Annotated in this window: 17 protein-coding genes and 1 tRNA gene; 11 read left to right on the forward strand and 7 right to left on the reverse strand. The window is 65.6% G+C overall.

The features are described from left to right. Positions 1 to 15: 15 nt before the first annotated feature. A complete protein-coding gene (locus OG394_RS15010; protein WP_328995964.1) occupies positions 16 to 585 on the reverse strand; it encodes a YceI family protein in 570 nt (189 codons plus the stop codon). Between the two features lie 141 nt (positions 586 to 726). Between OG394_RS15010 and OG394_RS15015 the strand changes: the two genes are divergently transcribed. Beyond that, positions 727 to 1,185, forward strand: coding sequence for a MarR family winged helix-turn-helix transcriptional regulator (locus OG394_RS15015; protein WP_328996835.1), 459 nt, complete (start codon positions 727 to 729; stop codon positions 1,183 to 1,185). Between the two features lie 72 nt (positions 1,186 to 1,257). Here OG394_RS15015 and ettA read toward each other — a convergent pair whose 3' ends face one another. Then, positions 1,258 to 2,940 (reverse strand): energy-dependent translational throttle protein EttA, encoded by a 1,683-nt coding sequence (gene ettA / locus OG394_RS15020; protein WP_328995965.1) that lies wholly within the window; start codon positions 2,938 to 2,940, stop codon positions 1,258 to 1,260. An 81-nt stretch (positions 2,941 to 3,021) separates the two neighbouring features. After that, on the reverse strand, positions 3,022 to 3,513 hold the full coding sequence (locus OG394_RS15025; RefSeq protein WP_328995966.1) for a single-stranded DNA-binding protein: 492 nt from the start codon (positions 3,511 to 3,513) through the stop codon (positions 3,022 to 3,024). Between the two features lie 219 nt (positions 3,514 to 3,732). Here OG394_RS15025 and OG394_RS15030 point away from each other — a divergent pair, with 219 nt between their 5' ends. Next, complete coding sequence (locus OG394_RS15030) at positions 3,733 to 6,063, forward strand: hypothetical protein (RefSeq protein ID WP_328995967.1); 2,331 nt, start codon at positions 3,733 to 3,735, stop codon at positions 6,061 to 6,063. Between the two features lie 6 nt (positions 6,064 to 6,069). Here the strand turns inward: OG394_RS15030 and OG394_RS15035 are convergent, their stop codons facing one another. The 3 genes from OG394_RS15035 to OG394_RS15045 form a co-directional block, all read right to left on the reverse strand. Beyond that, positions 6,070 to 7,749, reverse strand: coding sequence for a YfjP family GTPase (locus OG394_RS15035; protein ID WP_328995968.1), 1,680 nt, complete (start codon positions 7,747 to 7,749; stop codon positions 6,070 to 6,072). After that, complete coding sequence (locus tag OG394_RS15040) at positions 7,746 to 11,594, reverse strand: AAA family ATPase (RefSeq protein WP_328995969.1); 3,849 nt, start codon at positions 11,592 to 11,594, stop codon at positions 7,746 to 7,748. Before OG394_RS15040 ends, OG394_RS15035 begins: the two co-directional genes overlap by 4 nt. Before the next feature lie 86 nt (positions 11,595 to 11,680). After that, a complete protein-coding gene (locus OG394_RS15045) occupies positions 11,681 to 13,057 on the reverse strand; it encodes a PrsW family intramembrane metalloprotease (protein WP_328995970.1) in 1,377 nt (458 codons plus the stop codon). Positions 13,058 to 13,226: 169 nt separating this feature from the next. Here OG394_RS15045 and OG394_RS15050 point away from each other — a divergent pair. The 6 genes from OG394_RS15050 to OG394_RS15075 all read left to right on the forward strand — a co-directional run bounded on the left by OG394_RS15050 (position 13,227) and on the right by OG394_RS15075 (position 18,673). Beyond that, a tRNA-Arg gene (locus OG394_RS15050) sits at positions 13,227 to 13,300 on the forward strand. A gap of 93 nt (positions 13,301 to 13,393) precedes the next feature. Continuing rightward, positions 13,394 to 14,815, forward strand: coding sequence for a tyrosine-type recombinase/integrase (locus OG394_RS15055; protein WP_328995971.1), 1,422 nt, complete (start codon positions 13,394 to 13,396; stop codon positions 14,813 to 14,815). 88 nt (positions 14,816 to 14,903) lie between these two features. Then, positions 14,904 to 15,920 (forward strand): hypothetical protein, encoded by a 1,017-nt coding sequence (locus tag OG394_RS15060; protein ID WP_328995972.1) that lies wholly within the window; start codon positions 14,904 to 14,906, stop codon positions 15,918 to 15,920. A 578-nt stretch (positions 15,921 to 16,498) separates the two neighbouring features. Then, a complete protein-coding gene (locus tag OG394_RS15065) occupies positions 16,499 to 17,020 on the forward strand; it encodes a hypothetical protein (RefSeq protein WP_328995973.1) in 522 nt (173 codons plus the stop codon). Positions 17,021 to 17,109: 89 nt separating this feature from the next. Then, entirely contained in the window at positions 17,110 to 17,679 is a 570-nt protein-coding gene (locus tag OG394_RS15070) for a hypothetical protein (protein WP_328995974.1), read from the forward strand. Positions 17,680 to 18,268: 589 nt separating this feature from the next. Further along, positions 18,269 to 18,673 carry a hypothetical protein gene (locus OG394_RS15075; protein WP_328995975.1) on the forward strand — a complete coding sequence of 135 codons (405 nt, stop codon included), beginning with the start codon at positions 18,269 to 18,271 and terminating at the stop codon, positions 18,671 to 18,673. Between the two features lie 12 nt (positions 18,674 to 18,685). Here the strand turns inward: OG394_RS15075 and OG394_RS15080 are convergent, their stop codons facing one another. Then, on the reverse strand, positions 18,686 to 19,612 hold the full coding sequence (locus OG394_RS15080) for a hypothetical protein (protein ID WP_328995976.1): 927 nt from the start codon (positions 19,610 to 19,612) through the stop codon (positions 18,686 to 18,688). A gap of 112 nt (positions 19,613 to 19,724) precedes the next feature. Here OG394_RS15080 and OG394_RS15085 point away from each other — a divergent pair, with 112 nt between their 5' ends. The 3 genes from OG394_RS15085 (at position 19,725) to OG394_RS15095 (ending at position 22,964) form a co-directional block, all read left to right on the forward strand. After that, positions 19,725 to 20,828, forward strand: a complete 1,104-nt coding sequence (locus tag OG394_RS15085; protein WP_328995977.1) for a TauD/TfdA family dioxygenase — start codon at positions 19,725 to 19,727, stop codon at positions 20,826 to 20,828. After that, positions 20,825 to 21,643 (forward strand): TauD/TfdA family dioxygenase, encoded by an 819-nt coding sequence (locus OG394_RS15090; RefSeq protein ID WP_328995978.1) that lies wholly within the window; start codon positions 20,825 to 20,827, stop codon positions 21,641 to 21,643. The genes OG394_RS15085 and OG394_RS15090 overlap by 4 nt, the downstream gene beginning before the upstream one ends. 847 nt (positions 21,644 to 22,490) lie before the next feature. After that, entirely contained in the window at positions 22,491 to 22,964 is a 474-nt protein-coding gene (locus OG394_RS15095) for a hypothetical protein (protein ID WP_328995979.1), read from the forward strand. The last annotated feature ends 28 nt before the right edge of the window (positions 22,965 to 22,992 follow it).

Below are 22,992 nucleotides of genomic sequence, written 5' to 3' on the forward strand. Positions count from 1 at the left end.
CCTGCGCCGAGGGGGTCAGGCCTGGAGGGCGGCCTCGACGATGAGGTGGATGTCGACCTTCTCGCCGATGACGAGGCGCTCGCCGGCACCCGGCATGTTGAAGTCGACGCCGAAGTCGTAGCGGTTGATCTTGGTCTTGGCCTCGAAGCCGGCCACGGTCTGGCCGTACGGGTTCTGCTCGACGCCGAGGAACTCGAACTCCAGCTCGACCTGCTTGGTGACCTCGCGAATGGTCAGGTCACCGGTCAGGATCCAGTCGTCGCCGTTGGCGCGGACCGAGGTGCTGACAAACGTCATCTTCGGGCTGGTCTCGATGTTGAAGAAGTCGCTCGAGCGCAGGTGGTTGTCGCGCGTCTCGTTGCGGGTGGTGACCGAGTTCAGGTCGATCTCGACCGAGACCTTGCTGTCCTCGACCTTCTCGGCGATCTCGATGGTGCCGCTGTACTCGGCGAAGACGCCGCGCACCTTGCTCATCAGGTGGCGAACGGTGAACCCGACCTCGCTGTGGGCAACGTCGATGGCCCAGGTGCCGGCGACGACGCCGGGGAGGTTCGCGATCGGGGTGGCGGTGCTGGTCTCGCTCATTACTGACCTTTCGGAGAGGGTCTCAAGGTTTGATCTGGACGCCGGGGATGCGACCATTGCTTTAAGCTTCAATCTTTCCCCGACACTAGAGCCAAACGATTTAAAAGTCAACTACATTCCCGGTACACTGGTCCCGTGACGATGATGACTGGCACCCGATGGCTGAACTCCGAGCAGCAGGTGGCGTGGCGCGCCTACCTGCTCGGCACCGCGCGGCTGATGGCGAAGCTGGACGATGATCTCCGGCAGTTCGGCATCGGCATCAACGACTACGAGATCCTGGTCCGGCTCTCCGAGGCGCCCGATCGGCGCCTGCGGATGGCGGATCTGGCCGACCGTCTGCACCAGAGCCGCTCGCGTCTGACCCACACGGTCGGCCGCCTCGAAGCCGCCGAGCTCGTCCGGCGTACGTCGTGTAAGAGCGACAAGCGCGGAGTCTGGGCGGAGCTGACCGAGGCGGGCTTCGGTCTGCTCGAGCAGGCGGCGCCGCATCACGTCGAGGGCGTTCGCGAGAATCTGCTCGATCTCGCCGATCCGGAGGACTTCGCCGCCGTCGGCCGGGTCTTCGACGCCGTCTCCGAGCACATCGGCCAGCGCTGACCTCTCAAACGACGACGCCCGGTCCCACCGTGAGGTGAGACCGGGCGCCTTTCGTTTGCTTCGTTCGCGGTTTTAGTCGCGGGTCAGCTTGCGGTACGTGACGCGGTGCGGGCGAGCCGCCTCCGGGCCGAGGCGCTCGATCTTGTTCGCCTCGTACGACGCGAAGTTGCCCTCGAACCAGAACCAGTTCGACGGGTCCTCGTCGTTGCCCTCCCAGGCCAGGATGTGGGTACACACGCGGTCGAGGAACCACCGGTCGTGGGAGATCACCACGGCGCAACCCGGGAACTCGAGCAGCGCGTCCTCCAGGGACTGCAGGGTCTCGACGTCCAGGTCGTTGGTCGGCTCGTCGAGCAGCAGCAGGTTGCCGCCCATCTTCAGGGTGAGGGCCAGGTTCAGCCGGTTGCGCTCACCACCGGAGAGCACGCCGGTCGGCTTCTGCTGGTCCGGGCCCTTGAAGCCGAACGAGGCCACATACGCCCGGCTCGGCATCTCGAAGTTCGCGACCTTGATGTAGTCGAGCTCGTCCGACACCATCTGCCAGACCGTCTTCTTCGGGTCCAGCCCACCGCGCGACTGGTCGACGTACGAGATCCGGACGGTCTCACCGATCTTCAGCGCACCCTTGTCCGGGGTCTCCTCGCCGACGATCATCCGGAACAGGGTCGACTTGCCGACGCCGTTCGGGCCGACGACACCGATGATGCCGGCCCGGGGCAGGCTGAAGTCGAGCCCGTTGATCAGCGTGCGGTCGCCGAAGCCCTTGACCAGGCCGTGCGCTTCGAGCACGGTGCTGCCGAGGCGCGGACCCGGCGGAATGGTGATCTCCTCGAAGTCCACCTTCCGGTTGCGCTCGGCCTCGGTCGCGAGCTCCTCGTACCGCGCGAGACGGGACTTGCTCTTGGTCTGCCGGGCCTTCGCGTTCGACCGGACCCACTCGAGCTCGCGCTCCAGGATCTTCTGCCGCTTCTGGTCCTTGCGCCCCTCGACCACCAGCCGCTGCTGCTTGGTCTCGAGGTACTTGGAGTAGTTGCCCTCATACGCATACGTCCGGCCGCGGTCGAGCTCGAGGATCCACTCGGCCACGTTGTCCAGGAAGTACCGGTCGTGGGTGATGGCCAGGACGGCACCGGAGTACTGCTTGAGGTGCGCCTCCAGCCACTGCACAGACTCAGCGTCCAGGTGGTTGGTGGGCTCGTCGAGCAGCAGCAGGTCGGGCGCCTGCAGCAGCAGCTTGCACAACGCGACCCGGCGGCGCTCACCACCGGACAGGATGTCGACCGGCGAGTCCGGTGGCGGGCAACGCAGCGCGTCCATCGCCTGCTCGAGCTGCGCGTCGATATCCCACGCGTTGCGGTGATCCAGGTCCGTCTGCAGATCGCCCATCTCGGCCAGCAGGGTGTCGTAGTCCGCGTCCGGGTCGGCCAGCTCGGCGGAGATCTCGTTGAACCGGTCGAGCTTCGCCTTGGTATCGCCGACGCCCTCCTCGACGTTCTCCAGGACCGTCTTGCCCTCGGTCAACGGCGGCTCCTGTAGCAGGATCCCGACGGTCCCGCCCTCGGCCAGCCGGGCCTCACCGTTGGAAACCTGATCGATCCCGGCCATGATCTTCAGCAGCGACGACTTACCCGTACCGTTCGGCCCGACGACGCCGATCTTCGCACCCGGCAGGAAGTTCAGGGTGACGTTGTCGAGCACGACCTTGTCGCCATGGGCCTTCCGCACGCTACGAAGCGTGTAAATGAATTCCGCCATGCCCCGAAGACTATGCGCTCACACCCGCCGCATCCCAACCGGCGGCCCCAGCCGGACGGGCCAGGACCGCCACGAATCCCGTCAGGCGGCCCGCCGATCGGCCTCCAGAGCCTCGGAACCCTGCGGCGGGAACGGATTCGCCTCAGCCTGTGAGTCGACGAACTCGGACAACTCGCGCATCTCCTCCTCCAGCGAGCTCGTCTGCACGCCGACCTGAGGTGCACGCTTGGTGAACATGGCGACACCCCTGGTCAGGTCATGACCGATCGAGGTCGCCTCCAGCACCGTCTTCGACCGGGGATTGCCCTCGGCGTCCTGCCACTCGGTGGTCTTCAGCTTGCCGAACACGACCACCGGCTGGCCCTTGCCGACCGATTCCTTCACGTTCTCCGCGAGACCGCGCCAGCACTCGACCGTGAACCAGGTCGTCGGCCGGTCCACCCAGCCTTTGTCGCGGACGAACTGGCGCGGATTCGACCCGAGCCGGAACGACGCGATCGACACTTGCCCGGCCTGCCGGAACTCCACCTCGCTGCCGACCCGGCCCTGGATGGTCACATAGATCTCATTCACGACGTCCACCTTCCGTTGATCGTGTTCTGTGGGGACACCAGAGAAGATGCACCCGAGAACACCCGCCGGCAGACCCGATCTGAAACCTGTGGATGACGGCCAAAGCCCTCGCCTCCGAGAGGCCATCGCCTTGCACCTTCCTGCAACGGCAGACATTGCGAGCAACTTTTAGCCCGAACACCCCGTCACTGTTGGTACGAGGTCGAATCGGGGGCGGAAATGGAAGCGGTACAGGGGGGAACAGCGAGGGTCGACTGGTCACGGTTCGTGCCCGGCGTGCTCGTCTGGTTCGCGACGGCGCTGGTGCTGACGAAGTTCGGGACCACGGCGCTGGACGTCGTGCGCTACTCGGCGTACCTCGCCTTCTGCGTCACGCTGCCCGGCATGCTCGTCTGGCGTGTGCTGCGCGGAAACGTCGACGGATTCGCTGCCGATCTCACCTTCGGCACCGGCCTTGGCCTGGTCGGCTCGATCCTCACCTATCTCCCGGCCCGAGCGTTGGGTGTTCCGTTGGCTGGTCTGGCGGTGCCGGTGGCGGTGATCATCGCCTTCCTGGTGCTCCCCTCGCTGGCCATTCACTGGCGAAGCTGGGGGCCGGTCCTGCCACGTTGGTGGTCGTGGGGTGTGGGCGTGGCGTGTCTGCTCGGCTTGGCGGTCGTCACCCGGTTCGCGCTCGTCATGGAGCCGATGAAGTTCCCCGACGCCTCTTATCAGTACGTCGACATGCCCTTCCATCTGGCGCTTGCAGGGGAGCTGAGGCACCACTTTCCGGCGCAGATCCCGTACGTCACGGACGAGCCGCTCTACTACCACTGGTTCGTGCATGCTCAGGCGGCCGCGTCGAGTTGGCACACCGGGATCGAGCTCGACCAGTTGCTCCGACGGCTCCTCCCGGTCACGATCACGCTTCTGACGGTTCTCGCGGTCGCCGTGCTGGCAACCCGGCTCGCTCGCGTGGCCTGGGCCGGCCCGGTCGCGGGCGGGCTCCTGCTCCTGGTGACGACCTTCGACGCTTACGGCTGGAACGGCACCGGCTCGGTGCTGGAGATGGGCTTCTCCAGCGGGGTCCTGATCTACAGCCCGACCCAGGCGTTCGGGATGTTCCTGGCGATCCCCGTCGTCTGGCTCGTCATCGCGCTGCTACGGGGTGACGGCGCCAGGGCCGGCACCTGGATTCTGCTCGTCGTCGGACTGGTCGGCGTATCGGGTGCGAAGGCGACCTTCGTGCCGATGGTGACCGCGGGCCTGCTCGCGGTGGTCGTGGTCCGGTTGCTGCTGACCCGGCGGTTCGACCGGCTCGCGGCCTGTCTCGCGGCATCGACCGTCGTCATCCTGGTGTTCGCCCAGGCCGTGCTGTTCGGTGGGACGACGGCCGGCACCTCGGTGCGAGTCCTGCGTACGTTCGTCGATCTCGCGCCGCGCTACGGGCTCACCGCGAAGCCGGGCGAGGTCTTTGCCGTGCTGATGACCGCGCTGGTCTCCTGGGGCCTTGTGGCCGCCGGAATGGCCGGACTCGCGCGCGGACGAAAATGGCGTGAGCGCGACGCGATCTTCCTGGTGGGTTTCGTCGTCTCCGGCCTCGCAGCCGCCGCGGTCGCTTCGCAGCACGGCCTCAGTCAGGTCTATTTCCTTCGAGGACTGTTCCCGGTTGCGATCGCCGGCTCAGTCTGGGGTCTGAGCCTGCTTCTGGCCGGGCGCTCGTTCCGGGTGATGGCGCCGTGGCTCGTGATCGCGTTCCTGGCCGGTCTGCTGATCGGCTGGCGCGTGACGGTCGCGACGCCCGACAAACCCGGTCCCGGTGGTGGTGGGACGGTGGTGTGGCAGGTGACGTGGCCCTGGCTTGTCGTTGTGGGCAGTGCCTTGATGCTGGTCTTCCTGAGTCGGCTCACGCCACCCCGGTGGCGGTTGCGAGGCCTAGGCGGCGCCGTCGCCGTCATGCTGCTGTTCGGAGCCAGCTCGCTCAATGTGCCGACCAGGGTCGCTGACCTGGCAAAGGTCACGCTGTGCACAGCCGGTCCCGAGCGGCCGGATTGCTACAACCCGCTGCAGCGCGTCCCTCGTGATGGTCCCGCAGCCGCGCGGTTCATCCGCGACCGGTCAGCGCCGTCGGACGTGCTGGCCACCAATTCGCATTGCACCCCCACCTCACCACCCAAGCTCTGCGACTCCCGGAACTTCTGGCTCGCCGCCTATGCCGAGCGCCGCGTGTTGCTGGCCGGCTGGGCGTACACGCCGACGGCGAACGCGCGGGCGAGCTCGGCGTACGAGGCGATCTTCGGCGCCTACTGGAACCCCGGCCTACGCAAGGCCAACGACGCGGCGTTCCGGACGAATCCGTCGAGAGCCGACCTACGGTTGCTGCGCGAGCGGTACGGCGTGCGCTGGCTGGTCTTCGACACCACCCTCGGCGAGGCGTCGCCCGTGATCCGGAAGCTGCTGCCGCGACGGTTCAAGCAGGGCAGCCTGGAGGTCTACGAACTGGTCGAAATCCGCGACGGGATGCCGGCCACGCCCTCAAAGCACGTCGAGCGGGATGGCCGGGTTCCGTGAAGTCCGTCAGGAACGCGCCTTGCTGAGGTTGTCGCGGCAGGTCGAGTAAGCGTCGAGCTCGGCGAGGGCCGGGTTGATCACGTGGCTGTCGGCGACCGTCGCCAGCTCGGCCCGCATCGCCTTGTCCACCGCCGACGCACGACGCTTCGCACCCACGGCCGCGAACAACCGGCAGGTCACCGCGACGAGCACGCCGAGCACGACGCCGCCGATCAGCATGATCGTGGCGTACGGAATGCCCTGCCACTCGGGCAGCGACGGCTGATCAAGCTGGAGATAAGCGAAGCCGATCAGCGATCCCAGCCACAACGCACCGCCCAACGCGACCAGGAACAAGGCCCACTGCACGAACCGGGCAGCACTCCACCACCGCGGCACGCGCTCAGCGCCGAGGTCCGTCCGCGCGACCGCGGTATCGAGCTCATCGCTGAGGCCCTCCTCGCCGCGACGAATCGCCGAGCGGACCGAATCGGCCCACGGGCGGGACAACCCGGCCGCGGCCTTCGTCGTGATGTTCCGTACGGCGGTGTCGACTCGTGCGCGCTGGACCGGAGTCGCCGCCGGCAACGAGGTCCGCGCCAACGTCACTTCCTCGGCCGTCGTACGCCGCAACTCCCGGCGCCGGTCCTTCGGCACCCGGTCGAGGTGCAACCGCCGCAGCGGGTCGGGCTTGAACCGCACCAGCCACTTCGTCACCGGCCAGCCCGTCGCCCCGCGAGCGCGCTGCAGATACGAGCGCCGTACGGCGTCCACGACAACGGGCACACCCGCGGCCTCGGCCAGAGCGTCGACCAGCGTGGCGGTGTCGGCCTTGTCGAGCGCCGGCGTCTTCGCCTCACCGCACTGCGCGGCCATCCGGTCGGCGACCCGTTCGACGTCCGCGCCCAAGCGTTCGCGGGCGGCCTTCTTGTCCTTGACGCGCTTGACCATGAGCGTGCGGAGATCGTCGAGGCCGTCGCCGGTCGTGGCCGAGGTCGCGACGATCACGGCGTTGGTGATGCCGTCCGCCTTCAGTAGGCGGGTGAAGTCCGACATGCAGGTCTTGCGCTCTTCGTCGCTCAGCTCGTCCGCGTGGTTCAGGACGAAGATCATCACGCCCGCATGTGACGACAGCGGCTTGAGGTAGCGGTTGTGCAGTGCGGCGTCTGCGTACTTCTGCGGGTCCACCACCCAGATCAGCGCGTCCACCAGCTCTACAAGCCGGTCAACGATCAGCCGGTGCTCCATCTCGGTGGAGTCGTGGTCAGGCAGATCGAGCAGCACTAGGCCGTCAAGCTCCTCGGACCGCGCATCCTCGAGTGAACTCCGGTGAGCCACCTGGTGCCGCCGGGGAATGCCTAGCCAGTTCAAGAGCTCACCGGCCGGCTCGTCGCCCCAGACGCACGCGAGCGGCATAGACGTCGTAGGACGCCGTACGCCGACTGCAGCAAGGTCTAGCTCAGTGATCGCGTTGAACAGCGAGGACTTGCCTGAGCCAGTAGCGCCGGCCAGAGCCACCACTGTGAGCTCGCCGGACATCTTGAGCCTCTGACCGGCTCTGTCCACGATCTGCGCCGCCTCCGACAGCACGACCGGGTCAAGTCTCCCCCGGCCCGCCGCCGCAGCGTCTTGCAGTGCCTCGATTTTCGTCAGGACGTCGGCAGAGCCCCTCACCAGGCCCTTGACCGCCTCCACAATTCCCGTCACGTGCAGTCCTCCACCGCGCGCGCGGCCTCCGTCAGTCGTCTTGGGGCGTCGGGGTCGACCGGATGCTGGTCGAGCACCGTCAAATAGCGGGACAGCTCTGCATCCATCAGCGAACGAACTCTACTGTCCAGATCGCGGCGTGCCTTGGTAGCCAGCGTCCGGACGGCCTGGTCGCCGAAGACTGCCTCCAGCAACTTCTGGCCGACAGCGGCGGTTCCAGCGCCTACACCCACCTCTGCGCCGGTCGGGATCCCCGCGGTGCTGGCGAAGATCACGATCATCAGGGCGATCCCTAGACCGTTGAACCCGTACGCCAGGATCCGGGCGGTCGAACGCTTGTCCGCGCCTTCCTTGCGAACCAGCTCCAGCACGTACCCCTGCCAGTCACGGACCATCCGACCAGCCTGGGCGTTGAACTCGCGGGACGACCGGCCGAGGTCGCGATCGCCGGCCTCGAGCAGCTGGCGCCCGGCGACCGTCGACTGCCAGGACTCCTCGGCCCGCTCGGCGGCGGCCTCGGCGTGCTCGCGCAGCAACGACTCCAGCCCGGACTCCACCGCGTCGGCGACATCCCGGGTCGGCATCTGCTTGCCGCTGATCGCCGTACGCATCTTGTCGCGGAAGCGCCCGACGTTCGTCTGCAGACCCTTGAGCAACTCGCCCGTGCCGACGAACTCCTGCCAGCGCGCGAGCACCTCGCCACGCAGCATCGAGCCGTCCTGCGTGGCCTTGCTGATGTCCTTCACGGCTCGCACGTACGCCGTTTCGGCGGCAGAGCGCAGCTCGATGACGGTGTCGGCCTGGGCTTGTACGGCAAGCGCGAAGGCCGGCGTCTTCTTGGTCATCGCCGTGACCGCGCCCTGCAGCGTCCGCCGTACGACGGCAGCGCGAGCGCCCGCGTCCTCGGCGAGTTCGGACAGCCATTCCTTGACCGGGGCAACGACCTCGGGCGTCAGCAGGCCGCCGTCCGATACCTCCGACTCGGTGATCGCGAACATGGGCGAATCACCCAGACCACGCTCGAGCAGCATATGCGCGAGGTGGCCGCTGATGTCCTCGACGGACCCGGGCGGTACGCGATCAAGCACAACCGCGATCGCCGTACTCCGCTCGGCCGCGTCCTTCAGGAAGTCCCACGGTACGGCGTCCGCATAGCGCGCGGCCGTGGTGACGAACAGCCAGAGGTCTGCCGCGGCCAGGAGTTGTGCGGCCAGCTCGCGGTTCGCCTCGACGACGGAATCGATGTCGGGCGCATCCAGCACGGCCAGGCCTTGCGGAATGGTGTCAGCGGCAACTAGTCGCAACACGCCCGCATCTTCCGTGCCGCCGGGGGCGTCGCCGGTGGAGCGGGCCAGGCCGGGCAGCACCCGGTCGCCGGTGAACCAGTCGGTGTCGGCCGGGTTGTGCACGAGGACTGGGGAACGGGTGGTGGGACGCAGCACGCCGGGCTCGCTGACGACTCGGCCAACGAGGGTGTTGACCAGGGTGGACTTGCCCGCGCCGGTCGAACCGCCTACGACCGCTAGGACCGGGGCCTCGAGTTGGACCAGGCGAGGGAGAACGTAGTCGTCGAGCTGGTCGAGCATCGCCTTCTGCTGCTGCCGCGCCTCATCCGCCCCGACCACGTCGATCGGCAGCCGGCTGCTGGCCAACGCCTCCCGCAAACGCATCAGCGCCGCGATCAACGCCATCGCCACCTGCTCAGCGGGCGTCTGATCGTCCCCGGCGCCCCCAGCCGCCTTGCCAGCAGCCACCTTCGCACCAGCCGTCTTGGCGCCGGCGGTCTTCGCCCCAGCCGTCTTGCCCCCGGCCGCCTTCGCACCAGCCGCCTTGCCGCCGGCTGCCTCGCCGCCGGCTGCCTTGCCGTCAGTGGTCTTGACTTCGGCAGTCTCGGCGTCAGCTGCCTCGGCGTCGGTGGTCTTAGCTTCGCTGGTCTTGACGTCGGCCGTCTCGGCGTCGGCTGCCTTGGCGTTGGTGGCCTCGTCGTCGGTCGTCTTAGCGTCGGCTGCGTTCGCTTCGCTGGTCTTGGCGTCGGCCGACTTGGGGTCGGCTGCCTTCGCATCAGCCGACTTGCCGCCAACTGCCTTGGCCGCGACTGCCTTACCTTCGTCCGCCTTGCCAGCTGACTTGGCCTCGGGCGACTTGGCGTCGGTGGTCTCAGCCTTGGTCGTCTCTGCCTCGGCGACCTCGGCAGTGGCTTCGGCCGACTTGCCCTCGGGCGACCCGGTTTCGGCGGCCTCGGCCGTGGCCGACTTGGTCTTGGCGCCCGTCTTGCCATCCGTCTCGGCGTCGCCCGTCTTGCCGTGCGCCTCGGCGTCGTCCGGCTTGGCGTCCGCCTTGACGTCGTCCGGGTTGGCGCCGTCTGCCTCTGCCTTGGCGTTTGCCTCGACGGCGTGGGTGATGAGCGCTTCTACGGTTTCGGTCTCGGCGGCTGGTACCTCGACGGTTTCGTCGGTTTCGCCCGTGTTCTCGGCCGCATCGCCTTCGCCGGTGCCGGCGGCGTTGGTCTCGGCGTTCGCCGCTGGGGTGGGCTTGGCGGGATCGACCTTCGGTTTGGGCAGGCCGATGATGATGTCGTCGTAGTTGGGCGGGAGGTGCTCGGCCAGCTGAGATTCGTCCAGCTCGTCGTCCGCGCCGACCTCCGAGACCTTCGCGGATTCGACGGGCTTGGGCAGGCCGATGATCATGTCCATGTAGTTGTCGGGCAGACCATCGTCGAACTCGGCCTCGGACGTGCCCGATCCCCCGGCCGTACCCCCGACGGACGCTTCCTCCTTGGCCTCCACGCCCTTCGCGTCAGCCTCGGCGACATCCTCGTCATCGCCCGCTTCAACGGCCTCCGCCTCAGCGCCATCTTCTTCAACCGCGTCCGCGCCAGCGGCTTCTGCCTCAGCCGCGTCCGCTTCGGCCGCGGCTGCATCTGCTTCGGCGGCGTCTGCTTCGGTGACCTTTGCCTCAGTGGCGGTCGCCTTCTCGACGGTACCCGCGGCGGGCGCAGTCGGCTCGGCCTCGGACGCATCGCCGTCTTCGCCGACTTCGGCGGCGGCGTTGGAGGCGTTGGAGGCTTCGGGCTGCTTGGTGCCCGGTGCGGCCTTGGCGTCCTTGCCGTCGGCAACGACTGGGACCGGGCCGGGGGCCGGGACCATCGGTTCGCTTGCCTTGGGCCCGCTTTCCTTGGCGGCGGTCATAGCGGGTACGTCCGCGGCTTGCTCGGCCGGCTCCTCGGTGGAACTGACGTTTGTCGAGGTTTCATCGGCAGCGGTTTCGCTCTCGTTCGCAGAAGCCGCGGCCGCCTCGGGCGAGGCGCCTCCGGTCGTACCTTCCGACTCGTCGGCCTTCACCGCTTCGCCAGTCGAACCAGACTCCCCGGCCTCGTCGCCGGACTCGCGCGCATCCGCACCAGCCTTCACAGCCGGATCCACCTCGGCTGCGACGGCCTTCACACCCGGATCACCGTCAGCCGCATCGGCCGCGACGACTGGATCCACCTGAGCCGGATCGGCTGCGGCGACCGGATCCGCGTGAGCCGGATCGGCCTCGGGCGTCGTACGGGCTGGGCTCTCCGATGCGGTGTCACCCGAGGCGTTGGACGACGTACCAGCTGGGGCTGCGGACGACGTGTCGGCGTCGGGTGGGGTCTTACCCGGGTCGCGGACTGCCCAGGGCGACGGGTCGGCTGAGGGCTGCGGCGTACCGCTTGAGGCTTGTTTGTTCTTGCGGCGGAGTTTGCGCAGCAGTTTGCTCTTCGGCTGGTCCGGCTGGGCAGGCTGATTCGCGGCCGGAGCGTTCGGCTCATCCGAGCGCTCTGGACCGGCACCGGACGATACCGGCGTGGTGTCAGGCACAGCGTCCACCCACGAGCACAGAGTGCCCGGTCGGACAGCGCAGAAGCAAAGTCATCTTGATCCCGTGATGGCTCGGGCGGGCGGGGTCACTGCGACGGTGGGAACTGCGATGGTGGATACGGACCGTACCCTCCGGGTGGTCCCTGGTAGCCAGCGGGTCCCGGTGAGTAACCGGACTGACCAGGCGGCAGTCCCATCGCGGGCTGGGGTGGGCGGAAGACGGGCATCGGCGGGAACGGCACACTCGGACGCCGGGCGCGCAATTCGTCGAGCAACTTCTTCTCCACTGGCAGGGCCTCCGGGCCGATCACCTGGCGAACGATCTTGTCTCGCAGGTAGGCGAGTTCGGTCGCGGTGTGCTGGAAGGCCTTCGCGGCGGAGGCGGGGCCGGCGCCGTACCGCTTGGCGTTCTGGCGGAGCGCCTTGCGGCCGCGCAGCGACGCGATCAGGGGCACTTCGGGCGCGGTCAACCAGCCGAACCGCACGTAGTCGTACAGCCGGGACGCGATCATCTGCGACTCCCGCGCGCGCATGACCAACGCGAAGATGACGAGTCCGATGAAGATCGGGACCATCAGCACCAGATAGGTACCGAGGAAGCCGGCGGCACCGGCCCAGCTGGCGACACCGTTCCAGAGGGCGTGCGCGAAGACGGCCGCGAGATACCCGACGATCGGCGCGAGGTAACGGACCGCCGTGTTGCGATGACGGACCGCGATACCGATACCTATCGCGGTGAACGACGTGAAGAGTGGATGCGCGAACGGCGACATCAGCCCGCGCAACACGAACAGCACCAACGCGCCCTGCAGCCCCTTGTCGCTTCCGCCTTCTTCGGCCAGCTGCGTATAGATACGGCTGTAGTAAAGGATGTTCTCCGTGAACGCAAAGCCGATGCCGACCATGCCCGCGTACACAAGCCCGTCGATGATGCCGTCGAACTCCTTGCGCCGGATAAGCGCCAGCAACAAGATGACCGCGCCCTTGGCGAACTCCTCGACGGGCGGAGCGACGAAAACCGCCGCCCGCGAACCACCGGCGGCACTCTCCCCCAGCAGCCTGCCCGCCTCGGTGTTGATCCAGAGGGCCATCAAGGTGGCTATGAAAGCACCCCACGCGAACGCGAACATGATGTACTTGGCTGGCTCCGGTTCGTAGCGATCCAGGAGCAGGTACAGCAACACGATAATCGGCACCGGAATGAAGGCGAGAAGGATCACCCAGCCGAGCCCGCCGGCATCGGCCCCGGACAAGATCCGCCAGAAGACCGCAAGGCCCGCCACCGCCATCACCACCACGATCAAGGTGGCGAGCAGCACATTGCGGTTGCGCTGCTGTCCGGGCACGGGATGATCCCCGAGCACGTTGGGCTGCGGGTACGGGCTGCCCGGCGGATAGGCCGGACTGCCCGCCTCGGGAGGCTCGGGCGAAGCCCCCGACGGGATACCTGAGGGGTAACTCATGGCCGAAGCCTAGTCATGACCAGGCCCGAGCGCCCCGACCGCCACCAGGCGTTATGCGGATGGAACTCCCGCCACCCCGACACCACCCGTCACAACCGGGAGGTTGACGAGCGGGACAGGCCCTCGATCTGAGAGACTCTGAGCGGGTCACCGGGCCACCGGCGACCAGGCGCCCGTAGCTCAGCTGGATAGAGCGTCGGACTTCTAATCCGTTGGTCGCAGGTTCGAATCCTGCCGGGCGCGCCCTTCTCTGACCTCGCCATATGCCTCAGCTGACATCTTCAACTTGAGGCCCTTGGGAACAGTTTTGGGAACACGCGCCCCTAAACTGCCTGCATGGCAGGGCAATCCAAACAGCGCGGTCACGTCGAACCACACGGCAAGAAGTTCCGAGCGGTCGTCTCGGCCGGGAAGGATCCCCTGACCGGGCGACGTCGATTCCTCAAGGAAACGTGGCCAACTGAAAAAGAAGCCGAGGTCGCGAAGACGCGCCTCCTGAACCAGGTGGATGAACAGCGCCATCCCCGAAGCAAGATCCTGGTGCGCACTCTGATCGAGAAATGGTTCGAGGTCGAAGACCACGAAGACAGCACTAGTCAGCGGTACGCCGGTTTGAACGCCAAGTACATAGAGCCAACGTTTGGGTCTGTGCAGGCGGCCAAACTCGACCCCGAGCTACTGGAGACGTACTACGCGCGGCTCGGGCGCTGTCGAGAACTCTGCGCCGGAAAGCGCAGCGCGGCCGGCCATCAGTGCCGGCCATTGTCGAGCAGCTCTATTCGACAGATCCATTTCGTCCTTCGCGGCGCCCTCGATCGTGGGGTGCGGTGGAAGTACCTGAGCGTTAACGCAGCCGCGCTGGCTGAACCGCCGGCCGCTAACAGAACGACACCTGATCCGCCCTCAGCGGCCGAGGCGGCCGCCATACTCAACGAGGCTTGGAAGAAGCCGGCCTGGGGCACGCTGCTCTGGCTCGTCATGGTCACTGGTTGCCGACGCGGTGAGCTCTGCGCGGTGCGATGGTCAGATGTCGATCTGCAGCGCGGAAAGATAAGCATCGAACGATCCCTGCGCAGGGATCTGAGCGAGAAGCGGACGAAGAGCGAGCAAGACCGCCGCCTCACGCTTGATCCGTACACCATCAAGCTGCTCGAGGCGCACCGCGCAGCCAGCGAGGAACAATGCGACGCGCTGGGCATCAAGTTGAGTCCGCATGCGTTCGTGTTCTCGCTGGAGCCTGACTTCTCCGAGCCAATGAAGCCGGACACCGTCACGCAGAGGTACGCCCGACTGGCTCGGCGGAACAATCTACGCAGCACGAGGTTCCACTCTCTCCGGCACTACTCCGCGACGGAGCTGCTTGGCTCGGGCGTCGACCTGAGGACGGTGTCCGGCCGGTTAGGGCACGCGAGTGGTGCTACCACCCTCCGCTTCTACGCCGCGTGGCTCGAAGAAGCGGATAAGAACGCAGCCAGCAACATCGCCGAGATCATGGCTAGGCCCGAGCCACTGAAACGGACACCGCGCAGCCCATACGAGCTCATCGCCACGGAGCTTCGCATCGCGATCGAGCGAGGCGACTACCCTGTCGGCGCGCAGTTGCCTGCAAACGAGGAGATCCGAGCGCAGTACCGGGTGGCGACCGGCACCGTCAGCAGGGCGATTGCATTACTCAAGGACTCAGGCTTGATCGCTGGCCCCCGCGGTAAGAAGCCCAAGGTAGTCGCAACGAAGGCTCGCGCGCCCAGGGACGGCTAACGACCTGCTGCCAGCAGGAGGTCAGGCAGCCCCCACTCGCACCCACCGGGGCTACCAGAGCGGACGACCCGCGTGGCAACCTTGCCCCGTGCGAGTCGTCCTGTCGGCGCCCTACAGCGGTGCCCTATACCGGTGGTTCCGGGAGCTTGCCGGAGGGCGAACTCCGGACGCGCAGCCGTACTACAGCGCCCTCTACAAGGAAGCGGGGGCTGCAATTGACATCGCGTTAACGAGTCTCATCGTCTATGAGGAGATCGTTCTGCCTTTCGCAGATAACAACCTTCCGGGGCACGGCGACCTCCGCCATCTTGGGCTCGAGGAACTCGGTCTCTCGGTCACGCACGAGCCCGTCCACCGCGCAAGCGCAATTGCCGAGCGGTGGCTCGAGGAACTAAGCAACGACGGCAACCTGCAAGGGCTGTTGCACACTCAAGGCTTCTCCAGTCGGGAGGCGCCCATCGAGATCAACTACGCCATTGCCGACATCCTCATCTCGCAGGAGGTAGATGTCGCGGTGGTCGCTTCGCCTGGGCGGCAGCAAATCGCTCGACGAATAATCGAGCTAGGTGTGCTCGATGACGAGATCAGCGACGCCAACCGTCTCACGTTGACAGAATTCCGCGAAGGCCCAGCTGATCCAGTTGCCGAGTATGTCGACCTTATCGGACTCACAATCCGGCGAGATGACTACAACGCGATCGTCGATCTGAAGCACGATCCCAATATCGCCCGATATAGCCGCACCTTCCGAGATCGTCTCGGACCATCAGGTGCGCGGGAACCGATCGACTTCTCCGACGCCCTGGGGGAGGTTCTCGAGAAGCAGGCTGCGCAAGGAACTGTTCGAGGCGTCTTCAAGCATGGAGGTAGGGCGTTGGGTCTAGCGGGCCTGATACCAGGTGTCGGGACCGCAACCGGGCTTCTTGGCATCGCGGGTGACGCGGCCGAGGCTGCTCTCGAAGGTCGTCGCTACACGCTCTGGCACGAGCTAGGCACAGCCATAAAGGCACGCGAGTTCGATGTGGCAATGCGGCAGCGCGTTCAGAAGGCCCGAAAGCAAACGACCGATGAGCTCCTCACGGACCTCGGCTTCAGCGACGGCTAATGTCCCACTCAGGCGGTTCCGCCCTACGACGGTGCCGCCATCCGCTGTCCCCGCGATTGGGGGTGGCGACGGCAAGGTGTCGAGCCGCCGACCAGGGATTATGAGTCCGCAGTCATTGCTACCACTGGGAAACTTCAGGCTGCAGGAGTGACGAACCCAAGCCCATCAGTCGCCTTAACCCACTTTGATAGACGTGAGTTGATGGCACAAGGCATGGCACGTGTGAGCACCACGAGGCGGCGGTGTCGCCAGCGTAGAGCTCGGATCCTCGACTGACTAGGCAGCCTTGCGACCAGGGACTCTGCGGATCACCAGCGAGGCACTAGCAGGGTGCCAGCGGCCCGAGGAAAGGCACCGCGGTCTCCCTGTGATCTGCGAGTCATAAGCGAGCCGAGGGCGCGGCTCTCAGGATTTTGGCGGTTCCGATGAGGGCGACCCAGTCGCGTCCAGCAACGTACCCGAATCCTCGCTGAGCCGTTACCGGCCCGGGCTGGTGTACACAGGCAGTGACAAGGCAAGGTGTAGCAGGTCGCCCTGGGGGGATCGGGGACAAAGGGCACATCCGAGGGGAATTAAGCATGAAGCTGGCCGAACTACAAAACACGATCGAGCATTCGAGCGCCGAGAACTGGTCAAAGCTCTCGCACCATGGCTTCCGGTACAGCCTGCATCCGGCCTCGATCAGTGCCGTCGGCATGGTAGAACTCGACGCCGACTTCCACCACACGCTCCTCACCTATCGCGACGACATCGATATTCAGGTGGCGTACGGGATCGATCAGAACTTCGCCGGCACAGGGCAAGTACAGCACCACGCACCCCAATTCGACTGGGCCGAAAAATTCATACACCCCAAAGCCACAGTCGTTCACGTGGACTACCTGTACCGCGGAAACATCGTGGACAGCATTTGGGTTCTCTCTTTCGACGGAGCATGGCTGCCCTTTCCGGAACGTTCCGACGAGAACCCCGACGGTCAATTCAGCGGGCGGTCACTCAGAATCGCCCGACTCCTGCAGAAAGTCGACTACTCCGTCCATGACTTCAGCGAGCAGGAGAGCCTGATGAGGCAGTCCGACTTGCCTACCGTCGAGGACTGAACGGCCCGTCGTATAAGTGGAGCGCCCGCTCCTCTGATCGGGGAGGTGGACGCCTTGCTGGGTCTGTCAGAGCGGAACCATTCGCCAAAATGCTGCGTCGAACGCGCACCGTCGCGCTGCGCAGCAGAAGGAACATCATGGACGTCGTAACGCTCATCATCGCGATCTTGGGCTTCGTGATCGCCCTCGTCTCATGCGTCTGGCAGATCGCGACCTGGTTCTGGTCGACGGCGCGGCCACGGGCGACGATGATGCACGGCATCCTCATTGGGTCGGGGGCAGGCATGACAGTGACCCGGTCGGTCGGCAAGAACGGCAATCCTTACCCCGTCGAGCAGATGCGACGGCAGGGCTACAACGGTCCCGAGATCATTGGCATCGAGGTCGTCAACCACGGCCGAGCGCCAATGAGCATCACGAAATTCGAAGTAAAACACGAGTCTGGCGCCAGCTTTGTGCCGATCGGCGAAGCGATCGGCCCGGCCTTCCCTCACCGGATCGAGCCGGGTGCCTCGCAGAGCTGGTTTGCCCGCATGGAGATGATCCGCGAAGCAGCCAGCGCTGCGTCGGACGTGTGGAAGACAGGCCGTACAGTCTCCATCGAGGCGACGCTGGCCACGGGCAAAACGATCAAGACACGGCAAAGCATGCAGGTCTAAGGTCGCCAGCCCCCCGACCTTCGTTGTGTTGGGACCTCGCTCCTCGACGCACTGCGAGCGGCGGCAGCGCCGGGCAGTGTGGGAGCGGAGGCTGGCTGCTGCAGCCGACCTCACGTGCACCGCCGCCGGAAACAAGGGCACCCGAGCAACAGCCGCGCCGGTCATCACCTCAGCGAATCAAAGCAATATTGACATGGCGGGCCAGAACGCGCCTACGACGGGGGCTACAGTTCGCAAGGTTGTCGGAGTTGCTGATGGCACTGCCGCGTCTGTGGTGGTCAGTTGACTGCACCAGCTTGGGTTCGGGTTGTCATCCTCGTGGAATTGATGATGAGCTGCCGCGTAGTCGATGGCAGTCGCCGACGTCAGGTGAGCCACCGACGGACTGATCGTTCTGCCCCGGCCTGACGCCCTGATTAGTGGCACAGTGGAGTCTCTTTTGTGGCTGGTAGCAACTCGCGCTCCACGCCGACAATTATCTTGCCAACGCGCTGGAGCGACCTTAATAACTAGGCCTCCGGAAAATGCGCACGTCGAGGGCAATACGGGTACGGTTAGGCTCAGGAACCGAAGAAAGGTGCCCCAGCCCATGAGCGATAACGAGCGGATCAAGTCGTTGGCAGACGCCGCGATCAGCGGAGGTTCAGCCATCCAACAGTTGCAGGCTGCCTATGATGAAGTCGGTTGGCGAATTCAGGAACCGTCGTGGGCCAAGGCACGGCACCTTCTATATCACCTGCTGTCTGCAACCACTGAGCTGGCGCTGTTGGTCGAAGAGGTTGAACATGCCGAAGACCGTGGCGAGACCGTGACCAGCGACGAGTTCATCAAGACGATTTCCGAACATGCAAGCGTCAGCGCACACCTACTTTTCCACGCCGCACAGATCGCTAACATGGCCGGCGCGGACCTCGGCGCCGAGTTAGTCAAGCTTCACCACGGGAACGCCCAGCGCTTCGCCCCCGATTCTGGGTTCGCCCAGCTCGACCTCTGAGCGCGACTCACGTCACTGTCGCCCGCGAGAGGTCCCCCAGGGCATCTGAAACGCGCCTGTGATCCTGCGTCCGACGAGTAGATCCGGGATCCGCGATTCGCCTGCCGAGAAGAGCGCAGCACAAGACACCTGATAGCCAAGTCCCTCTAGCTCGACGCGCACAGCAGCTTGGGCATCTCCAGTCAGGACCCGATCATCCACCAGGGCGATTCGGTATCCGATTGGAAGATGCCTCAGTGCTCCGGGCAGGTAGATAGACCACTTTGATGTTTCGACATGAAATCCATTGCTTATCCGTGTCGCGCGGGCGAACTGACGCTCCACGTCGGATTGCGTATTGCGTCGAGGGAAAGTCACTGCCATCACGACCGGGACGTCACGCGGATTGAACTGCATCATGTAGCAGGCCGCGAAGCTCCCCGGCCCGGACATGGTGATCACCAGGTCCGGGCTGAGTTGCTGCTCAAGTGTGCGGTGGAGGTCGCGGGCGCTTCGTTCTAGCGCATCGAAGCTGAGATGGATCTCTGGTTCTAGTGAGGCAGGCAATGCGAGTGCGCCCACCCAGGCACCAAGGAAGCCTGCGAAAGCGCGGAGGAGACCGTCCTCATACTTCCTCCGGAACTGGTCCCAGCTGACGTTGTAGACCTGGCCGGCGTGGGTGCGGAGGCCGCCGGGTCCGTTCAGGACGCGCTTGCCTCGATGACTGTCCAGGTCGAGAAGTTTCTCAACCGCTAAAGCATCTTTAGGGGCCGCATCTTGCCATGCGACAAGCGCGGATTTGATCGTTCGCGCGAGGATGCGGCTGCCGGTTGCGATGTCCGATGTACCGCCAGCATCGATGAAGGGTTGCCACGCACGGAATACCGTGAGTGTAGGAAACGAAGCCCACACTCCACGCTTGACGACATCGTGGAGTTCAGACTCCAACGTGTTTCCCATTATCCGAGGATAATCCCAGATACTCCGCGATTTTTCCATGTTTACTCCGCGTGCATCCCAGTTCGGACCGCACACGCTGGCTTTGACATTACCGAAGCCGTGGGAGCACAACATGAGTACACGAACACAAACACAAACCAAATCCAACCGGGCGCAGCGATCAAACGCTTGGGCGACCTTGGTTTTAACCGACACCGAGAGGGACATTCTGGCCACCGCCGCAGGGTCAACCGCGCCCGACCCGCACCTCGCGCCGTCGGCGTTTCGTGCGATCGCGCAGGCGGCCTGGAGCGAACTCCGGAGCAGCACCCGCGACCGTTTCATCGAGCTACGTACCGGGACCTCCGAGCGGCCTGAGCTCCACGTTCAGAACCTTCCCCTGGTGCCGGCACTGCCGCCGACACCGCTCGCATCGTCATGGTCGCGAACAACCGCAGGGCACTTCAGCGAGCTGCTGATGATCGCGTTTACGACTGAACTCGGCTATCCCATCTCCTACGCGGACCAGCGCGACGGGGCGCTGTTTCACGACATCTACCCGACGCGGGCCAACGCCACGAAGGTGTCCAGCCAAAGCCACAAGGTAGGCCTCGGCTTCCATTCCGAGATGTTCTTCCACCCGACCCCTCCTGCCTTCCTCCTCCTCCACTGTCTCCGCCCTGATCCGGCCGGAGTAGCGCTCACCAGCGTGGCAGATCTCGCGACCATCGAGAGGTCATTGTCCTCAGGCGACCGCACCGCATTGCGTCAGCCCGCCTACGCACTCGACCTCGCTCGACTGCACGGCAGCTACACCTATAAGGGACGACCAATCACCAAAGACGACCCACGCCCATGCCTCCCGGTCATCTCTTCCGATGACCGGGCAAAGTTCCGGTTCGAGCCGGCGTTGACCACCCCCATGACGCAGGTTTGCAGCGACGCGTTGCTGAACGCCGAGCACGCTGCAGATGCCACCGCCGTGCACGGCGCTCTGCGGACGGGCAGTCTGCTGATCATCGACAACCGCCGTGCAGCTCACTCTCGATCCTCGTTCCCAGCTCGCTTCGACGGCTCGGACCGCTGGTTGCGCCGAATGATGGTCGCCGCCAGCCCGGCGGACCCCGCAGATGGCGTGGTCCGGTCGGAGAATTTGGATCTGTTCACGCCCTGGCAAGACGCCGGTGCATCCTTCGCTCACGTTCCGTACGTCGCGAACTGCGGAGGGCAGGCATGAGCAGCGTGTTGGCTCCAGAACTCGAAACCATCAGCTGGAGGCGGATGGACGGCCCCGAGCTAGTACATGCCGCGCGCGCGGCTCTCGCGGGCCCAGGTGTCCTGCGTGTCAGTGAATTCCCCACCACGACAAGGGAGTACCTGCGGTTCCTACGAGCATTCGGCGAGCCGCTCAGGTACTACGGCAGCGACGCTGGCACGCATCCAGAAGCCAGTGAAATCTGGCAGATTAAGTACGACCCGGAATCCGCCGCACGCGGCGAGACCCACGCACTCGCCGGACCGCTGTCCGCCCATTCGTCGCAATCCCTCAGGGACCCCCGCCCTCGATTCTTCAGCATGCTCATGGTCAACGCCGGCTGGCAGCATCTGCCGCTCAGAACAAATGGGGAGTCTGTACTGGCGCCATGGCGGCTCGCCGTGGAAACGATGCGGGCCGACCTTGGGGCCGCATTCGACTCGGTTCGCCAAGCGCTACTGGACGAGGTCCCTTTCCCAGACGGATCCAGCCGAACGGTCGCTTACCAGCTCGCATCTGCGCGGTCCGTGGACGACCTCGGCATCCGTCTCAAGAGCGACCTTCTGCCGTTCCTGGAACAGGCTTGGCCCATGCATCGTGGTACCCACGCCGTGCGGCACCTCGTAGATGCCGCCCAGAAGACCGCGCTTCGGATCAGCCTCCAGTCCGGGGACCTGGTGCTCCTCGACAACGACCGATGGGGCCACGGAAGGGAATCAGTCGTCGGTACGGCGCAGAACTTGGGTGGCGAATTGACGCTCAACCCGCGCGAGCTGTGGAGCGTGACCATTGACTAGCGAACGCTCGAACCGGTGATCGGGCGTTCGAGGTCGTTTGCGTGACATGTGTTGAATCGCCAGCTCACCCAAAGGAGGCGAAGGCGCCTGCATCTTCTGCTCGCACACAACCTCGACTTGCACCCACCACCGACACCGATCGTCACGCGCGTTCGGTCGGCCGCCGCAGCGCGGGTGAGGCCCCAGGCAGCGTATGCGGCTGCCTGAGGCCTCTTCGTCGTGCTGCGGGGCAGGTCATCGTCGAGAGCGCGGGTTGTGGGCTCCTGCCGTCAGTCCTGAGTTGATGGCGCGTTCCGCTTCGGCCCTGGGTAACCCGACCCGACCGGCCGCCGAGATCAGCTCGTCGCGGGTGCTGACTTCGTCAAGCATGCCGGCACCGACCAGCGTGCCCAGCACGAACGCTGCGCCGGTGAGAGCGTCGCAATGGTCACGGCACCGCCGCAGCTCCGCGTAGAAGGAATCGGTGATCTCGACATCTATCGCGCGGACCTTCTGCGTACCGATGCACCTGAGGATGTGCTTGTCCGCCTGGCTGCGGTAGTTCTTGCAGTCGTGAGGCCGAGCTTCGCGTCGGCAAGATGGCGCTCGATGAGCTGTTCAACGGTCGCGTTCGTCCGAGGGTGGTGGCGCTCATAGCTCGTGCCGGAATCAAATCGATGACCTTCTCATTACGAGGAAGATATTCACTGGCGCATATGGCCTCTCCAGGCGCAAATCCTCACAGCCGAGCTGGTGTTGCGCCCCTTATTCCTCATGTCTGTCCGCGTTGGGGTCCACGGAAGGATCCACGGGCTAAGGCTCGGCTGGCGACCTGCAAACTGTCGGTGGCGGGTGGGACCGTTGAGGTATGCAGATCACGAGCGAGGTACTGGCCGGTGTGCCGGCCGAGAACGTGCGCGTGCCGGTGGAGGACTTCGGCGCGGTATGGCGGCGGGCCGAGAGCGAGTGTGTGCGGCTCGTGCTGTCGTCGTCGAGGGATATGCGTGCAGCGGACTACGCGTCGGGTGTGATGGGGGCGTGTCGCTGGCTCGCGGCGGCCGACGTACCACTTGGCGGTGGTGGCGGGATGGAGCCGTTGTGGACACCCGCCTCTGCACCGATTCCGGTGGATGGCCAGTGGCCGGCGGCCACGCCTGCGACGATCGAGGCGGTTCGACGTGAGGGGTGGTCGTTGATGGAGCGGTTCCCGGGCGGTTACGTGCGTCGGCCTGGTGCTGAGGCGCGGCCGGGGTTCCTGGAGGGCATCGTGGACGCGCTCGTCTGGGCCTACGGCCAGGGTCCACAACCGAAGCTGGGAGCCACCGATCACCACCACGCCTGACCACTGCTCTGCCGCTCCCTGAGGGGCT

This window comes from Kribbella sp. NBC_01245, assembly GCF_036226525.1.
Taxonomy (GTDB): Bacteria; Actinomycetota; Actinomycetes; order Propionibacteriales; family Kribbellaceae; genus Kribbella.

What these genes read in the sequence shown, in the direction of transcription:
- OG394_RS15010 (WP_328995964.1), bottom strand. Translation starts at nt 585, where the DNA reads ATGAGCGAGACCAGCACCGCCACCCCGATCGCGAACCTCCCCGGCGTC.
- OG394_RS15015 (WP_328996835.1), top strand. Translation starts at nt 727, where the DNA reads ATGATGACTGGCACCCGATGGCTGAACTCCGAGCAGCAGGTGGCGTGG.
- ettA (WP_328995965.1), bottom strand. Translation starts at nt 2,940, where the DNA reads ATGGCGGAATTCATTTACACGCTTCGTAGCGTGCGGAAGGCCCATGGC.
- OG394_RS15030 (WP_328995967.1), top strand. Translation starts at nt 3,733, where the DNA reads ATGGAAGCGGTACAGGGGGGAACAGCGAGGGTCGACTGGTCACGGTTC.
- OG394_RS15045 (WP_328995970.1), bottom strand. Translation starts at nt 13,057, where the DNA reads ATGAGTTACCCCTCAGGTATCCCGTCGGGGGCTTCGCCCGAGCCTCCC.
- OG394_RS15055 (WP_328995971.1), top strand. Translation starts at nt 13,394, where the DNA reads ATGGCAGGGCAATCCAAACAGCGCGGTCACGTCGAACCACACGGCAAG.
- OG394_RS15065 (WP_328995973.1), top strand. Translation starts at nt 16,499, where the DNA reads ATGAAGCTGGCCGAACTACAAAACACGATCGAGCATTCGAGCGCCGAG.
- OG394_RS15070 (WP_328995974.1), top strand. Translation starts at nt 17,110, where the DNA reads ATGCTGCGTCGAACGCGCACCGTCGCGCTGCGCAGCAGAAGGAACATC.
- OG394_RS15075 (WP_328995975.1), top strand. Translation starts at nt 18,269, where the DNA reads ATGAGCGATAACGAGCGGATCAAGTCGTTGGCAGACGCCGCGATCAGC.
- OG394_RS15080 (WP_328995976.1), bottom strand. Translation starts at nt 19,612, where the DNA reads ATGGGAAACACGTTGGAGTCTGAACTCCACGATGTCGTCAAGCGTGGA.
- OG394_RS15085 (WP_328995977.1), top strand. Translation starts at nt 19,725, where the DNA reads ATGAGTACACGAACACAAACACAAACCAAATCCAACCGGGCGCAGCGA.
- OG394_RS15090 (WP_328995978.1), top strand. Translation starts at nt 20,825, where the DNA reads ATGAGCAGCGTGTTGGCTCCAGAACTCGAAACCATCAGCTGGAGGCGG.
- OG394_RS15095 (WP_328995979.1), top strand. Translation starts at nt 22,491, where the DNA reads ATGCAGATCACGAGCGAGGTACTGGCCGGTGTGCCGGCCGAGAACGTG.